At 72.6% G+C, this 15,086-nt stretch carries 13 protein-coding genes; 8 read left to right on the top strand and 5 right to left on the bottom strand.

All coding sequences use genetic code 11. The features are described from left to right. The first annotated feature begins 133 nt into the window (after positions 1-133). The 5 genes from ACQEUR_RS15990 (at position 134) to ACQEUR_RS15970 (ending at position 3,911) form a co-directional block, all read left to right on the top strand. Complete coding sequence (locus ACQEUR_RS15990) at positions 134-1,045, top strand: helix-turn-helix domain-containing protein (RefSeq protein WP_433031192.1); 912 nt, start codon at positions 134-136, stop codon at positions 1,043-1,045. Positions 1,046-1,053: 8 nt separating this feature from the next. Further along, positions 1,054-1,257, top strand: a complete 204-nt coding sequence (locus ACQEUR_RS15985; protein WP_433031189.1) for a DUF397 domain-containing protein — start codon at positions 1,054-1,056, stop codon at positions 1,255-1,257. Between the two features lie 283 nt (positions 1,258-1,540). Next, positions 1,541-1,837: a hypothetical protein gene (locus ACQEUR_RS15980; protein WP_433031186.1), complete on the top strand. Its 297-nt coding sequence runs from the start codon at positions 1,541-1,543 to the stop codon at positions 1,835-1,837. A 241-nt stretch (positions 1,838-2,078) separates the two neighbouring features. After that, entirely contained in the window at positions 2,079-2,303 is a 225-nt protein-coding gene (locus ACQEUR_RS15975; RefSeq protein ID WP_433031183.1) for a potassium transporter TrkA, read from the top strand. A 123-nt stretch (positions 2,304-2,426) separates the two neighbouring features. Continuing rightward, positions 2,427-3,911: a cation:proton antiporter domain-containing protein gene (locus tag ACQEUR_RS15970; RefSeq protein WP_433031180.1), complete on the top strand. Its 1,485-nt coding sequence runs from the start codon at positions 2,427-2,429 to the stop codon at positions 3,909-3,911. Positions 3,912-3,961: 50 nt separating this feature from the next. Here ACQEUR_RS15970 and ACQEUR_RS15965 read toward each other — a convergent pair whose 3' ends face one another. Next, positions 3,962-5,569 carry an MFS transporter gene (locus ACQEUR_RS15965; protein ID WP_433031177.1) on the bottom strand — a complete coding sequence of 536 codons (1,608 nt, stop codon included), beginning with the start codon at positions 5,567-5,569 and terminating at the stop codon, positions 3,962-3,964. Beyond that, positions 5,563-6,258: an SDR family NAD(P)-dependent oxidoreductase gene (locus tag ACQEUR_RS15960; RefSeq protein WP_433031174.1), complete on the bottom strand. Its 696-nt coding sequence runs from the start codon at positions 6,256-6,258 to the stop codon at positions 5,563-5,565. The genes ACQEUR_RS15965 and ACQEUR_RS15960 overlap by 7 nt, the downstream gene beginning before the upstream one ends. Before the next feature lie 427 nt (positions 6,259-6,685). Here ACQEUR_RS15960 and ACQEUR_RS15955 point away from each other — a divergent pair, with 427 nt between their 5' ends. Together ACQEUR_RS15955 and ACQEUR_RS15950 are read left to right on the top strand one after the other, a co-directional pair. After that, positions 6,686-8,212, top strand: coding sequence for an alkaline phosphatase D family protein (locus ACQEUR_RS15955; protein WP_433031171.1), 1,527 nt, complete (start codon positions 6,686-6,688; stop codon positions 8,210-8,212). Positions 8,213-8,239: 27 nt separating this feature from the next. After that, on the top strand, positions 8,240-9,520 hold the full coding sequence (locus tag ACQEUR_RS15950; RefSeq protein ID WP_433031168.1) for a hypothetical protein: 1,281 nt from the start codon (positions 8,240-8,242) through the stop codon (positions 9,518-9,520). A 137-nt stretch (positions 9,521-9,657) separates the two neighbouring features. Here ACQEUR_RS15950 and ACQEUR_RS15945 read toward each other — a convergent pair whose 3' ends face one another. Both ACQEUR_RS15945 and ACQEUR_RS15940 read right to left on the bottom strand, forming a co-directional pair. Continuing rightward, positions 9,658-10,902, bottom strand: coding sequence for a deoxyguanosinetriphosphate triphosphohydrolase (locus tag ACQEUR_RS15945; RefSeq protein ID WP_433031165.1), 1,245 nt, complete (start codon positions 10,900-10,902; stop codon positions 9,658-9,660). 55 nt (positions 10,903-10,957) lie between these two features. Beyond that, a complete protein-coding gene (locus ACQEUR_RS15940) occupies positions 10,958-11,311 on the bottom strand; it encodes a VOC family protein (RefSeq protein ID WP_433031162.1) in 354 nt (117 codons plus the stop codon). 269 nt (positions 11,312-11,580) lie between these two features. On the opposite strand from ACQEUR_RS15940, the gene ACQEUR_RS15935 reads away from it, so the two are divergent. Continuing rightward, on the top strand, positions 11,581-12,081 hold the full coding sequence (locus ACQEUR_RS15935; protein ID WP_433031159.1) for a roadblock/LC7 domain-containing protein: 501 nt from the start codon (positions 11,581-11,583) through the stop codon (positions 12,079-12,081). A gap of 102 nt (positions 12,082-12,183) precedes the next feature. Here the strand turns inward: ACQEUR_RS15935 and ppdK are convergent, their stop codons facing one another. Next, positions 12,184-14,892, bottom strand: a complete 2,709-nt coding sequence (gene ppdK / locus ACQEUR_RS15930; protein ID WP_433031156.1) for a pyruvate, phosphate dikinase — start codon at positions 14,890-14,892, stop codon at positions 12,184-12,186. Positions 14,893-15,086: the final 194 nt, after the last annotated feature.

Below are 15,086 nucleotides of genomic sequence, written 5' to 3'. Positions count from 1 at the left end.
CACCTCCTCCGGCGTACATCCTGCCCTGCCCGGCGGATCTCCTGCCGAAGGGGTGTCGGGCCCGGCGGCGGCCCCGACACCTTGTGGCCACACGCTGTTACCCCGTCGCAACAGGCGGCCTACACTGCCCGGCATGGTCAGCCCCCTGGTCCGCCGCCGGCGTCTCGCCACGGAGCTGCGCGCCCTCCGCGAGGCCGCCGGGTTGACCCACGAGCAGCTCGGCCGGCAGGTCGGCATGCACCGGTTGAAGATCAGCCGCCTGGAGACGGCGACCAGCCGGCCGAACGTGCCGGACGTGATGAAGCTGCTCGACGCCCTCGGGGTCACCGGGGCCCGGTGGCACGCGCTGGTCCAGGTCGCCCGGGACGCCGGCGACCGTGGCTGGTGGGAGCGGTACGGCACGGACATGGGCGGTCGCCAGCAGGTCTACGCGGACCTGGAGGCCGGCGCGGTGACGGTCCGGGAGTACCAGACGGTGGCGGTCCCGGGGCTGTTGCAGCTGCCGGACTACGTCCGGGCCCGTTCGGAGCAGAGCGTCCGGATGGGTGAGCCGATGCCGGCCGACCTGGCCCGCTCGGTCGAGGCCCGGATCGCCCGCCAGCGGATGCTGCGCCGGCCGGGGGGACCGAGCTACGAGGTGGTGCTGGAGGAACTGGCCGTACGGCGGCTCGGCGCGCCGCCCGAGGTGATGCTCACCCAACTCCGGCACCTGGTCGAGCTGGTCGGTGATCCGGCGGGGCGGACGGCCGTACGGATCCTGCCGATCGAGGCGGAACTGCCCGGCTACCTGCTCGCCCGTACGCCGTTCTCGCTCTACACCTTCGCCGATCCGGCGGATCCGCAGGTGGTGGCGATCGACACGGAGACCGAGGACCTCGTCCTCACCGAGCCCGAAACGGTACTGCGCCACCAACGCCTGTACGCCGAACTGCGCGACGCCGCGCTGCCGATCGAGGCGAGCCTCGTTTTCCTGATGGAGGCGGCCGACCGGATCAGTTCCGGCCGCCGGACCAGGAATGCGAAACCCGCGGCGGGAGAGGGCTGAGGCGGCGAATGGCGAAGCAGATGTTCGGCCAGTGGCACAAGTCGAGCCGGAGCATCGGCGGCAACGACAACTGTGTCGAGGTGTCGGTCAGCACGGACGGGCGGGCGGTCGGGGTACGGGATTCGTGGGATGCCGGTGGTCCGATCCTGGTCTTCACGCCGCTCGCCTGGTCGCGTTTCGCCGCCGCGCCGCCCGCGCCCGACCCTCGCTGACGGGCGTCGATTTCCGCGCGCAAGCGCATCCCGGGCACGCCGATTTGCGCGGTCGGCTTCCGGTTTTCCGGCCCGGTCCGTCGGGGCCGGGCACCGGCGTCGTGGCCGGCAACCGCCGCCACCTGCGTTAAACAGCGGTTTCGGGCCTTGCTTTCGTTGCGTAGCCGGGGGAATACTGATCAGGTCTTAGACGTGAACTGTTCACACATATCGGCGAACTTGCATCTGTAGTGCCACGTGGATCGTCTCACTGTCCTTGACCTGTCGACGGAAGGGCGCCGTCATGACCTCCGTTTTCCGTGAACCGAGCCCGGTGGACGACCTTGACGTGGTCACCATCGAAGAGGCACCCCGACTCTGTGCGCTCTACCGGACCCGAGAACCCGAGTTACCCGCGCACGAACAGCCGCCGGAGGGAGTGGCGGGCTGGGTATTGGCCTGGCCGGACGGATCGGCGCTCACCCTGGTCACCGAGGGCGGCCGGCGACAGATCATCACCGCTCCGCTCGCCAGCGTGCAGAAATTCTGGACCGGTGTGCTGGCCGCGGACCTGGTCGCGGTCAATCGCGCCGCGGCGTGAGCGGTGCGGTGGCAGCCGCGCCGCCCGACGCCGCGCGAGCATTCCCGCGAATAGCGGAATGGACGCCTCTCCCGGCGCGTCCCGCCCGGTGACAGCGCCGCCGTCGTAGCCGGTGCGCCGCCGGCCGCCCGGTCCGGGCACCGTACCGACCCGACGTACGCTGGCTGCCACGGACCGCCGCCGGTGGGCCGTGGACAGGCCAGTTCGTCCCGAGGAACGCTCATTCGTCTGGGGAGAGGTCATGGGCCAGGGCGTACACGTGCAGGAACTGCCGGGCATCGGCAAGCGGTACGACATCGATCTCGGCCACGGCGGCGATCGGATCTCGGTGGTGGTCCGCCGCGACGGCACCCGGGACCTGTACGTCTTCACCACCCGGTCCGACGACCCGACCGCCGTGATCGAGCTCACCGAGGAGCAGTCCCGGAAGGTCGGCGCGGTGCTCTCCGGCACCTTCTTCGCCTGACGGCCGCTGTCCCCGACGTCAGGCGAATCCGCCCGGCCCCACCCCGGCGCTACTCTCGACGCCGCCACGCCCTTGCCCGACGCGCCCGGCGTCCCGGCGCCACACCCGGTGGGAGACCACGCGATGCACGCTGACCTGATCGGCCTCGGTGCGCTGGTGCTGGTGGCCGGGCTGCTGGCCCGGGGAGGGCGGCGCCTGGGGCTGCCCACGGTCCCGTTCTTCATGCTCACCGGCATCCTGCTCGGCCCGGCCACCCCCGGGCCGGTGCTGGTCCGGCATCCGGAGGACCTGGCCCTGCTGGCCTCCGTCGGGCTGGTGCTGCTGCTGTTCAACCTCGGCGTCGAGTTTCCGATCGGGCAGGTGCTCGGCAGCGGCCGGCGACTCTTCATCGCCGCGGCCTGCTCCATCGGGCTCAACGTCAGCGCCGGGCTCGCCCTCGGCTTCGGCCTCGGCTGGGGCACCTCCGAGGCGCTGGTGATAGCGGGCGCGCTCGGCATCTCCTCGTCGGCGATCGCCACGAAGCTGCTCATCGAGCTGCGCCGGCTGACGAACGCCGAGACGCCGATCATCCTGGGCATCATCGTCATCGAGGACCTCTTCCTCGCGCTCTACCTGGCGCTGCTCTCCCCGATCCTGTCCGGCGCCGACTCGGCGGCCGAGGTCGCCCTGCACATCGGGATGAGCTTCGGCTACCTGCTGCTGCTCCTGCTGCTGGCCCGGTACGGCGCGCGGGCCGTCACCATGCTGATCGGCAGCCACTCCGACGAACTCCTCGCCATCCTGATGGTCGGCCTGGTGGTGCTGGTCGCCGGTCTCTCCGCCGAGGTCGGCGTCTCGGACGCGATCGGTGCGCTGATGATCGGACTGGTCGTCGCCCGGACCGCCGTACGGGAACGGGTGGAACGGCTCGTCCTGCCGCTGCGGGACGTCTTCGCCGCCGTCTTCTTCGTGGCCTTCGGGCTCAGCATCGACGTCGGCGCACTCGGTTCGGTGGCGGTACCGGCGGTCCTCGCCGCGCTGATCACCGTCGTCGTGAACATCGGCGCGGGGCTGATCACCGGCTCGCTCTTCGGGTTCAACCAGCGCGGCGCCGCCAACGTCGGGCTGACCGTGCTGGGCCGGGGCGAGTTCTCCCTGATCCTGGCGACGCTGGCGCTGGGTGCCGGGCTGAACCCGAAGATCGGGCCGTTCGTCGCCCTCTACGTGCTGATCCTCGCCGTCCTCAGCCCGATGCTCGCGGCGCAGTCCCGCTACCTGGCCCGGGTGATCCCGGACCGCCTGCTCCGGTCCCGCTGGCGCTACGTGCGCGAGGAGACGATGAGTACCGCCTGCACCCACCTCGACCGGATACAGATCACCGAGAGCGACGCCGAGGCCTGCCCGCAGTGCCTGGAGACCGGCGAGGACTGGGTACGGCTGCGGATGTGCCTCACCTGCGGCGCCGTCGGGTGCTGCGACGACTCGGCGAACAAGCACGCGACCGGGCATTTCGAGGAGACCGGGCACCCGTTGATCCGCTCGATCGACCCCGGTGAGGAGTGGCGCTACTGCTACCTCGACGGGGCGCTGGTCCGGGAGCCGATCGGGCCGCGCCCGACGGTCGGCTGAGCGTTCCGACGCGCTACCCGGCGTGCGAGGGACGCGGTCCCCGGCGCGGGTCAGGAGCCGGCCTGGGCCGGCAGCAGGTGGCTCACCTGCGGGGCGCCGTCGGCGTGCGACAGGGCCCGCAGTTCGGCCGCCTGGTCCGCCTTGGTCAGCCGGCCGCCGTGCTGCCGCAGGTGCTCGTCCCAGGATGGCAGCTCGTAGACCTCGATGAAGCGGTCCGTCGACTCGCCCTCCCGGTACAGCCCCCACCGCATCGCCCCGGTGCGCTGCCGGGCGGCGCGGACGTCCTCCATGGCCGCCACGAACGCCCCCTTCTGCTCCGGCCGGACGGCGTAGGTGAGGATCACCACCACCGGCCCGACGCTCGGGTCCGGCTCGTCCACCAGGTCCACCTCGGGCCAGTGGGTCGCCGGGTCCCGCTCCACGGCGCGCAGGTCGGGAAGCGGCCAGACCCGTACGGTCAGCGCGCCGGCGATCATCAGCACGGCGGCCCCGAGGTGGGCGACGACGAGGCTGGCCAGATCCGCCACCACGCCCCAGGCGAGTGCGCCCAACGCCTGCCCGCCGGCGAACACCACCTGGTAGACCGCCAGCCCCCGGGCGCGTACCCAGCCGGGGAGGAAGAGCTGGACCTCCGCGTTGATGTTGGACAGCACGGTCACCCAGGCGAGTCCGGCCGGGACCAGCGCCGCCAGCACCACGGCCTCGTCGCGGACCAGCGCGATCACCAGCAGGGCCAGCCCGTAGACCAGCCCGGCCAGCAACAGGAAACGGTTCGGGGAGAGCCGCGACCGGACCCAGGGCAGCGCCAGCCCGCCGAGCACCGCGCCGACGCCGAGCGCGGCCAGCAGCACGCCGTACCCGCCGGAGCCGAGACCCAGGCGCTGGTTGGCGATGAGCGGCAACAGTGCCCAGAGCGCGCTGCCCGGCACCAGGAAGAGCAGCGCCCGCAGCAGCAGGCGCTGCACGATCGGCGAGTGCCGGACGTACCGGCCGCCGGCCCGCAGCGCGGCGGTGAACCGCTCCGGCACCTCCACCGAGCGGGACGTGCCGGGCCGCCAGCGGATCAGGGTGAACGCGAAGAACGCGAAGGCGAGGGTGTTGAGCGCGAAGACCAGGGGCACGCCGGTCCAGGAGATCAGCAGGCCGGCCACGGCCGGACCGACCGAGCGGGCCATGTTGACGCTGATCGAGCCGAGCCCGGAGGCGGACTGGAGCAGGTTGCGCGGGACCAGGTCCGGAATGACCGCGGCCCAGGCCGGCAGGGTGAGCGCCTGGCCCACGCCGAAGGCGAAGGTCAGGGTGAGCAGCAGCGCCGGGGGCATCCGGCCGGTCGCGGTGAGCAGCGTCAGGCCCAGCCCCACCGCGACGATGAAGAACTGTACGGCGATCAGCAGGTGCCGCCGGTCGAAGCTGTCCGCCAGGGCACCGGCGGGCAGGGCGAGCAGCAGGATCGGCAGCATGCTCGCGGTCTGCACCAGGGAGACCAGGGTGGACGCGCCCGGTTCGCTGATCAGCAGCCACTGCGCGCCGACGGTCTGCATCCAGGTGCCGATGTTGGCCACGAGCATGGCGACCCACAGGTTGCGGTACGCCGCCACCCGCAGCGGCGCCCAGGCCGAGGGGGGCGGTTCGGCGGAGGCCGGCCCGGCGCTTACCATCGCCCGTCGGCGCGCAGCACCTTCTGCCCGGAGACGTAGAGGTCCTCGGCGCGAAGCAGCAGCAGCCGGACAACCTCCGCCGCCACCTGCTCGGGCGGTGCGGACACGGTGTCGAGGAACTCGGCGCCGACCCGTTCCTGCAACCGGGTGTGCATGGGTCCCGGGTGGATCTCCATCACCTTGACGCTGTTGCTCCGCTGCGCCTCGGCCAGCGACTCGACCAGGCTGGTGCCGAAGCTCTTGGTGGCCCGGTAGAGCGGGATGCCCGGCCGGGGGACCTCGACCGCCAGCGCCCCGACGTACACCAGGTTGCCGTGGCCCTGCCGGTGGAGCTGGATCAGCGCCTCCCGCAGCAGGTAGGCGGTGCCGAGCACGTTCACCTCGACGGCCCGGCGGATCAGGTCCGGGGAGAGCTCCTCCAGGGCTCCCCCGGCCCACATTCCGGCGCAGTGCGCCAGGCCGTCGATCGTGCCGTACCGGTCGATCACCTGCGCCAGGCTGTCCCGCACCTGGTCCGGGTCGGAGACGTCACAGACCAGGCCGTCGCAGCCGAGTTCGTCGCGGGCGGCGGAGACCTCTCCCGGCACGTTGCCGAGGACCACCACCCGGTGTTCCGCCGCGAGGATCCGGGCCACCTCCAGCCCGAGCCCACTGGTGCCGCCGTCCACCACGAAGGTCCTGGGCTCCATGCCGCTCCCGCTTCCGCCTCGCCGGCCCCGCGCCGACGCGGCGCCCTACAAGGAGGTTGTCACCTGCGGCGCGGCCGTGCGGCCATGATCGGCCAATCGCCGGACCGGGGCGGGCGGGCAGCGGGGCCGAAACGGCGCAGCCGGTGGCTCACCGGGACAGACCCCCCGGCCGCCGGTCGGTCCGCCGTCGCGGGGTGACCGGGCACCCGCCCGGCGGCGCGGGCCGCCCGCCGGTTCCCCGGAGGAGCTGTGCGCCCACCACGCGACGGGGGTGCCGCGGGCCGGCGCGACGGCGCGGGCCCCCGGGACGGCATCGAAGGGTTGAAGGTTTGTTTCATCGCTCGGTCTCTATCCGTCAACCAGGCGTCACGCCAGGTTCTCTCCCGTGGATCTTGCCGTTAACGGCCGGCCCGGAGGGTAGGCGCCCATGAGGAACCTGAGTCGTCGCACCTTCGTCCTAGGTGGACTCGTCACGGCCGGTACGGTGCTGGGGTCGTGGCACGCCGTCCAAGCCGCCGTCCCGTACCCGTTCAAGCTGGGCGTGGCCTCCGGGGAGCCGGAGCCGAACAGCGTCGTGCTCTGGACCCGGCTCGCACCGTCGCCACTGAACGCCGACGGGCAGGGCGGGATGGCCAACGCCGACGTGACCGTCGAGTGGCAGGTATCCAGCAACGAGCGGTTCAGCTCCCTGGTCGCCTCCGGATCGGTCACCGCCCGCTACGCGCAGGCCCACTCGGTGCACGTGGTCGCCGGCGGGCTGGCGCCGGACGCCGACTACTACTACCGGTTCCGCGCCCAGGGGCACATCTCGGCCGTCGGCCGGACCCGCACCGCCCCCGCCGTCGGCACCTTCGGCCGGGACCTGGTGATGGCCTTCGCCTCCTGCGCGCACTACGAGTCCGGCTACTACACGGCGTACCGGCGGCTGGCCGAGGACGCGCCGGGCCTGGTACTGCATCTCGGCGACTACATCTACGAGGGCGGCACCAACACCTCGGCGGTGCGCCAGCACGTCGGCGGCGAGATCGTGACGCTGGCCGACTACCGCCGCCGGTACGCCCTCTACAAGTCCGATCCGGACCTCCAGGCGGCCCACGCGGCGGCGCCCTGGCTGGTGGTGCCCGACGACCACGAGGTGGAGAACAACTACGCCGGCACGGTACGGGAGAACAACACCCCGGCGCTGACCGCGGCGCAGTGGACCGCCCGGCGTGCCGCCGCCTACCAGGCGTACTACGAGAACATGCCGCTGCGCCCCGCCTCGACCCCGAGCGGCAACTCGATCCCGCTCTACCGTCGGGTGCGCTGGGGGCAGCTCGCCAACTTCTACATGCTCGACACCCGGCAGTTCCGCAGTGACCAGGCGTGCGGCGACGGCAGGAAGGTCTGCGCCGACGCCGACCTGGCGTCCCGCTCGATCACCGGGGGCGCGCAGGAGAGCTGGCTGCTCGACGGGCTCGCGCAGCGCACCGCGACCTGGGACATCCTCGGCCAGCAGGTCTTCTTCGCCCGGCAGTTCGACGCCGCCGGCGCCGGCAACATGGACGCCTGGGACGGATACCGGGCCTCCCGCTCCCGCATCCAGCAGGGCTGGCGGGACCGGGCGGTACGCAACCCGGTCGTGCTCACCGGCGACGTGCACCGGGCCTGGGCCAACGACCTGAAGGCCGACTACGCCAACTCGAACTCGGCGACCATCGGCACCGAACTGGTCTGCACCTCGATCACCTCGGGGGGCAACGGCAGCGGCAGCACGACCATCCCGAACGTGGCCACCAACCCGCACCTGAGGTTCCACTCCGACCGGCGCGGCTACGTCCGTACCACGATCAGCCGAGCCCAGGTCCGGGCCGACTTCCGGACCGTCGCCTCGGTGACCGAGCACGGCGCCCCGGTCTCCACCCTGCGTTCGTTCGTCATCCTCGACGGCCAGCCCGGCCTCCAGGCCGGATAGTCCGGCCGGAACAGAAAGAGAGCCGCAATGACAGCCTTCGCGTCGTTGATCGTCGCGTCCACCCTGGTGGTGTCCGCCGCACCGGTCGAGGTGGCGGCCGCCGAGGTGACCTGGGCCACGGCCAACAGCGTCGCCACCGGCGACCAGGACTTCCCGGCCATCGCCGCCAACCGCACCGGCCAGGTCGCCGTGGTCTGGGAGGACGACCGGTCCGGCACCGACCCGGCCGACAACGCCCACTCGGAGATCTACCTGCGGCTGTTCACCAACGGCACCCCGGTCTACGAGGTCAAGCTCTCCGGCGGCGGCACCAGCGGCACCGCCTGGCGGCACCTCAGCCCGGACGTCGGCCTGGACGACCGGGGCAACGCCGTGGTCGTCTGGGCCGACGACCCGGACGGCAACGGCGTCTACAACATCCCGTACCGGGTGGTCTCGCCGACCGGCACGGTCCGGGCCTCCGGTCAGGCCAACGCGAGCGCCGCCGGCACACAGATCCTGCCGAAGGTCGCGGTCGACCCGGACGGCACGCCGAACAACGCCGCGGCGACCGCCTTCACCGTGGTCTGGGAGGACATCCAGGGGACCGGTCCGGCCACCGTCAAGGCCGCCGGCTACACCAACATGACGACCAAGGCGTACGAGGTGTCGGCGAGCCAGACCACCGGGGAGCACCACCGGCCGGACGTGGCGGTGTCGGCGTCCGGCGAGGCGCTGGTCACCTGGGACGAGGACGCGGACGCCAACGGCTCGTACAACATCGGGCTGACCCGGCTGGCCAGGGCCGACGGCGCGGTGGTGCTGTCCCGGCGTACCGCCAACTCGATCGGCGACGGCCAGCAGCGGACCTCGGCGGTGGCGGCGAACTTCGCCGGCGACTTCACGATCTCCTGGGTTTCCGACCACACCGGCAGCGCCGGCGTGTGGAGCCGCTCGTTCACCGCCGCCGGCACCGCCCGGCACGCCGAGGTGCAGACCTCGACGGGTGCGGGGGCCGGCGGCCCCACGGTCGGGATCGACGACCGGGCCAACGCGGTGGTGGGTTGGACGGTGCAGGGCGCGAACCCGGACGTCTGGCTGCGCGGCCTGAACCCGGACGGTACGACGGGTGGCGGGCGGCTGGCCGCGCAGGCGTTGAGCCAGTCCACCGCGGGCCGGCAGGAGCAGATGGCGGTCACCTCCTCGCCGTGGAGCGAGGTGGGCATCGCCTACACCGACGACGCCGACGGCAACCTCTCCGACCAGATCCTGCTGGGCGTCGGCCCGACCAACGCCGAGTGGCTGACCCTCCGGGCGCCGCACCGCTGACCGGCGGCCGGTAGGCCACGCCGAGCGCGTGACCCGCCCGGCCCGCAAGGCGCCGTTGATCGCGGTGATCAGGGAGTGGATGAGGCGACGCGCCGGACAACACGCGGAACCGTTCCCTGATCACCGCGATCGTCGGCTCAGCCGGCGGTGAGGCGCCGGTGCCAGGCCAGCGCGGCCGGGTCGGTCAGCGAGGCGACCTGGTCGACGACCACCCGGAGCCGGGCGGCGTCGTGCGGCGCGGCCTTCCACAGGGGAGCGAAGACCGGATCGAGCGCGTCCGGGGCCCGCGCCGTCAGCGCGGCCACCAACTCGGCGAGGATCTCCCGCTGGCGTACGTACCAGCTCTCCGCACCCGGCCGGCGCATGACGTAGCGCAGCGCCATCCCCTTCAGCAGGGCACACTCGGCACGGATCCGCCTCGGCACCACCAGCTCGGCGGCGTACCGGCGCAGTTGGCCGGCGCCGAACCGCTCCTCGGTGGCCGCCACGGCCGCCGCGACGAACCGTCCGGTCAGCACGCTCGTGCTGCTCTTGAGCGCGACCTGCGCGGCGTGGCTGCCGTCGTAACCGGCCAGTGGCGCCAGCACGGGATCGTCGAGCAGTTCGGTCAGCACCCCGGCCAGGTCGTCGGCCGACTCGTTCGAGTAGCGCCCGGCCACGTCGACGCAGAGCGCGGCCCGCTCGTCCGGATCGTCGCGCAGCAGCGGCAGCCGCAGGTAGCCGCCGTGCACCCCGTCCTCCACGTCGTGCACCGAGTAGGCCACGTCGTCGGCCCAGTCCATCACCTGGGCCTCCAGGCACTGGACGTCGGGCGGGGCGCCCCGGCGCAGCCAGGCGAAGGTGTCGGCGTCGTCGGCGTACACCCCGAACTTGGCCTGCCCCGGGCGGCGCGGCCACGGGTATTTGCAGGTCGCGTCGAGGGAGGCCCGGGTCAGGTTCAGCCCGGCGGACCCGCCGTCCGGCCCGAGGACCTTGGCCTCCAGCCGGGCCAGTACGCGCAGCGTCTGGGCGTTGCCCTCGAAGCCGCCGCAGGCCTGGGCGATGCTGTCCAGGGCGGCCTCGCCGTTGTGCCCGAACGGCGGGTGCCCGAGGTCGTGTGCCAGCCCCGCGACGTCCACCAGGTCGGGATCGCAGCCGAGCCGGGCGCCCATCTCCCGGGCGATCTGGGCTACCTCCAGCGAGTGGGTCAGCCGGGTCCGCAGGAAGTCGTCCGTGCCCGCGGTGTGCACCTGGGTCTTGGCGGCCAGCCGGCGGAAGGCGGCCGAGTGCAGCACCCGGGCCCGGTCCCGCTGGTAGGGCCCGCGCCCGTAGCCGGTGTCCTTGGGCGGCTCGGCGACCAGGCGTTCGGCGTCGGGCTGGCTGACCACCCCGCCCTGTCTCACCGACACCGCCTCACGCCCCCGTACGCCCCGGTCCCGTGCCCAACCGCGGAGAGGGTCAGGAGCGGCCGGCCAGTACGCAGAATTCGTTGCCCTCGGGATCGGCCAGCACCGTCCAGGTGTCGTCCGGGGACTGTCCGACGTCGACGTGCCGCGCCCCCATGTTGACCAGCCGCTCGACCTCGGCCTCCTGGTCGGCCGGGCGGAGGTCGATGTGCAGCCGGTTCTTCGTCTCCTTGCCCTCGGGCACCGGTACGAAGATCAGGCCCGGCAGCGTGTCCGGTCCGCACCGGATCTCCACCTCGTCGGGCAGCTCGTTGACGATCTGGTAGTCGAGCGCCTCGGCCCACCAGCGCGCGAGCCGAGCCGGATCAGCGGCGTCGACCACCAGGTTCTCCCAGACGCTGCCCATCGATCACACCTCCACGGCGAGGGAAGGGAAACTCGCGTGCCGAACAGGGTACGCCGGCCGGCCGACGCCGGTGCGGCAACGATCCCCCGACACTCTGCGCGGTCGGAGAATGTCTCTGGGCAACAGTCGATCAGCCGAGAGTTGTCACACAATCGCCCATGGTCAGGGACCCCGTGCCGGCATCGCCCGGTGTAGCGTGCCGGAGGCGGAAGGTTACCGGCCGGGAACCGCAGGCCCGGCGGCACGGACCGATCTGAGGAGAGACACCGGTGAACACTGATGCCGCTCTGCTGGCCGAACTGCACCGGCTGCGCCGCGCGGTGCCGCAGATATCCGGCGCGGTGGTCGCGGCCGTGGACGGGCTGCTCGTCGCCAGCGACCTGCCGGGTGCCGACCCGCACCACATCGCCGCCCTCTCCGCGGCGTGCCTCGGCATCGGACACCGCTTCGCCCATCTGGTCGGTCACGGCCCGCTGCGGGAATCCGTCGTCCGTGGCGCCGACGGCTGGGTGGTCTCCTACCCGGCCGGTCCAAACGCGATCCTGACCGCGGTGGCGGTCCCCGAGGCCGACCTGGGCCGGCTGCACGCCGAGGCCCGCCCCGCCGCGCAGCGGCTCGGCGCGCTCTGGGAGGCCGCCCGGCAGCCGACGGTGGCGACCGCGATCCCCCCGGTCGACGACCCGCACGCGCCGCTGGCCACCCGGACGCCGATGGCCACCCTGCCGGCGAACCTTCGCGGCGCGGGGTGGCGCCCGTCCGGCCGCGAGTGAACCCCCGCCCGCCGCCGCACCCGGGCCGGATCGTCGTCCGGTGCCGGTGCCCGCGGGCAGGCACCGGCACCGCGCCCGGCGGTCACCCGGCGGAGGTGCCGGTCAGCGGCTGTCCGAGCCGGCCGCCGAAACCACCGCCCGGCCGGCCTCCAGCCGCGCCACCGGCACCCGGAACGGTGAGCAGGAGACGTAGTCCAGCCCGACCTCGTGGAAGAAGTGCACCGACTCCGGGTCGCCGCCGTGCTCGCCGCAGACGCCGAGCTTGAGCCCGGGCCGGGCCGCCCGGCCCTCCTCGCTGGCGATCCGGACCAGCCGGCCCACGCCCTCGGCGTCGATCGACTCGAACGGCGAGATGCCGAAGATGCCCAGCTCCAGGTAGCGCCAGAAGAAGGCGCCCTCGACGTCGTCCCGGGAGAACCCCCAGCCCATCTGGGTCAGGTCGTTGGTGCCGAAGGAGAAGAACTCGGCCGCCCCGGCGATCTGTCCGGCGGTCAGCGCGGCCCGGGGCACCTCGATCATCGTGCCGATCAGCACCTGGACCGGCTGTTCCCGGGTCACCTCCGCGATGATCTTCTCGGCCTCGGCGCGTACCGTCTCCAGCTCCTGGACCGCGCCGACCAGCGGCACCATGATCTCCGGCTTCGGGTCGCCGCCGCCCCGGGCGCACTCCACCGCCGCCTCGACGATCGCCCGTACCTGCATCGCGAACAGGCCGGGGATGACCAGCCCGAGGCGTACCCCGCGCAGGCCGAGCATCGGGTTCTGCTCGTGCATCCGGCGTACCGCGCTCAGCAGCGCCTCGTCCCGGCCGGCGTCCTCGCCCCGCTCGTGGGCGACCGCGACGTGCACGGCGAGTTCCTCCAGCGGCGGAAGGAACTCGTGCAGCGGCGGGTCGATCAGCCGTACCGTGACCGGTTGGCCGTCCATCGCCTGGAAGATCTCCAGGAAGTCCGCCCGCTGCAGCGGAAGCAGCTCGGCCAGCGCCGCCTTGCGGTCCGCGTCGGTGCTGGCCAGGATCAGCCGCTCCACCAGCGCACGCCGGTCGCCGAGGAACATGTGCTCGGTGCGGCACAGGCCGATCCCCTCGGCGCCGAACCGCCGCGCCCGGGCCGCGTCCTCGCCGGTGTCGGCGTTCGCCCGCACGCCCAGCCGCCGCTGCCCGTCGGCGTGCGACATGAGCCGGTGTACGGCGACGACCAGCGCGTCGTCGGCGCGCTCCGGGTCGAGGGTCCCCTCGAAGTAGCGCACCACCTCGGAGGGCCAGACCGGCACCTCGCCGAGGTAGATCCGGCCGGTGGTGCCGTCGATGGAGATCACGTCCCCCTCGCTGATCGTCTGCCCGCCGACGGTGAACCTGCGGCCCGGGACGTCCACGTCGAGGGAGTCGGCGCCGCAGACGCAGGTCTTGCCCATGCCCCGGGCGACCACGGCGGCGTGGCTGGTCTTGCCGCCGCGCGAGGTCAGGATGCCCTGGGCGGCGATCATCCCGGGCAGGTCGTCCGGGTTGGTCTCCCGGCGCACCAGGATGACCGCCTCGCCGGCGTTGCCCAGCTCGACCGCCCGGGGGCCGTCGAAGACCACCGTGCCGACCGCCGCGCCCGGGGACGCCCCGATGCCCCGGGCCACCGGTGTCAGGTCGTCGCTCACCTTGAACCGGGGGAACATCAGTTGGGCGAGCTGGGCGCCGTCGACCCGGCGCAGCGCCTCGTCGAGGTCGATCAGGCCCTCGTCGACGAGCTGCGCGGCGATCACGAACGCGGCGGCGGCGGTCCGCTTGCCGACCCGGGTCTGCAACATCCACAGCTTGCCGCGCTCGATGGTGAACTCGATGTCGCACAGGTCGCGGTAGTGCTCCTCCAGCCGGGCCATGATCGCCAGCAGCTCGTCGTACGCGGGCTTGTTCAGCTCTTCGAGCCGCTGCAACGGGACGGTGTTGCGGATGCCGGCCACCACGTCCTCGCCCTGCGCGTTGGCCAGGTAGTCGCCGTAGATGCCCTGGGCGCCGCTGGCCGGGTCCCGGGTGAAGGCGACCCCGGTGCCGGAGTCCGGGCCGAGGTTGCCGAAGACCATCGCGACGACGTTGACGGCGGTGCCGAGGTCGGCCGGGATCCGTTCCTGGCGCCGGTAGAGCACCGCCCGCTCGGCGTTCCACGACTGGAAGACCGCGTTGACGGCCAGCTCCAGCTGCTGCCGGGGCTGCTGCGGGAACTCCCGCCCGGTGTGCTCGACGAAGATCTTCTTGTACGCGTCGACCAGCGCGCGCAGGTCGCCCGCGTCCAGGTCCAGGTCGCTGGTGGTGCCCTTGGCCTGCTTGGCCTCGTCGAGCGCCTGCTCGAACTCCTCGCCCGGTACGTCACAGACCGTCTTGCCGAACATCTGGATGAGCCGGCGGTAGGAGTCCCAGGCGAACCTGGCGTTGCCGCCCGCCTGGGCGGCCAGCCCGGCGACGCTGGCGTCGTTGAGCCCGACGTTGAGGACCGTCTCCATCATCCCCGGCATCGAGTATCTGGCGCCGGAGCGCACCGAGACCAGCAGCGGGTCGGCCGGATCGCCCAGCCGCTTGCCCATCCCCTCCTCCAGGGTGGCCAGGTGCGCCGCGATCTCCTCGGGCAGCCCGGCCGGCTGCCTGCCGGTGGCCAGGTACGCCTTGCAGGCCTCGGTGGTGATGGTGAAGCCGGGCGGTACGGGCAGCCCGAGGTTGGTCATTTCCGCCAGGTTGGCGCCCTTGCCGCCGAGCAGGTCCTTCAGGTCCCTGTTGCCCTCGGAGAAGTCGTAGACGTACTTCTGTTCCGCCGTGTGCTGCGATGCCACCGGAGCCTCCCACGCGCGCCGTTCGACACTGAACGATGGTTTAGCCGCTCTCTACGTACCCCTCGGAGGGCGTCCCGTATCCGGGGGAACGAATGGCCGTTGGTGGGCGAAGGCTAAGCGACGGACGGGCGACCTGGGAGGCTTCGGTGACAATGTGCACAGGCATCCGGCCTGTCCGTGTTCGCGAGGTTGCG

It is taken from the genome of Plantactinospora sp. CA-290183 (assembly GCF_050936375.1).
GTDB lineage: Bacteria > Actinomycetota > Actinomycetes > Mycobacteriales > Micromonosporaceae > Plantactinospora.
The sequence above is the reverse complement of the archived record's forward strand: the minus strand, read 5'-3'. Positions and strand labels throughout refer to the sequence as shown.

Bases quoted from the DNA above. Each gene is read 5' to 3' on its own strand.
- ACQEUR_RS15990 (WP_433031192.1), top strand. From the start codon at position 134: ATGGTCAGCCCCCTGGTCCGCCGCCGGCGTCTCGCCACGGAGCTGCGC.
- ACQEUR_RS15985 (WP_433031189.1), top strand. From the start codon at position 1,054: ATGGCGAAGCAGATGTTCGGCCAGTGGCACAAGTCGAGCCGGAGCATC.
- ACQEUR_RS15980 (WP_433031186.1), top strand. From the start codon at position 1,541: ATGACCTCCGTTTTCCGTGAACCGAGCCCGGTGGACGACCTTGACGTG.
- ACQEUR_RS15975 (WP_433031183.1), top strand. From the start codon at position 2,079: ATGGGCCAGGGCGTACACGTGCAGGAACTGCCGGGCATCGGCAAGCGG.
- ACQEUR_RS15970 (WP_433031180.1), top strand. From the start codon at position 2,427: ATGCACGCTGACCTGATCGGCCTCGGTGCGCTGGTGCTGGTGGCCGGG.
- ACQEUR_RS15965 (WP_433031177.1), bottom strand. From the start codon at position 5,569: ATGGTAAGCGCCGGGCCGGCCTCCGCCGAACCGCCCCCCTCGGCCTGG.
- ACQEUR_RS15960 (WP_433031174.1), bottom strand. From the start codon at position 6,258: ATGGAGCCCAGGACCTTCGTGGTGGACGGCGGCACCAGTGGGCTCGGG.
- ACQEUR_RS15955 (WP_433031171.1), top strand. From the start codon at position 6,686: ATGAGGAACCTGAGTCGTCGCACCTTCGTCCTAGGTGGACTCGTCACG.
- ACQEUR_RS15950 (WP_433031168.1), top strand. From the start codon at position 8,240: ATGACAGCCTTCGCGTCGTTGATCGTCGCGTCCACCCTGGTGGTGTCC.
- ACQEUR_RS15940 (WP_433031162.1), bottom strand. From the start codon at position 11,311: ATGGGCAGCGTCTGGGAGAACCTGGTGGTCGACGCCGCTGATCCGGCT.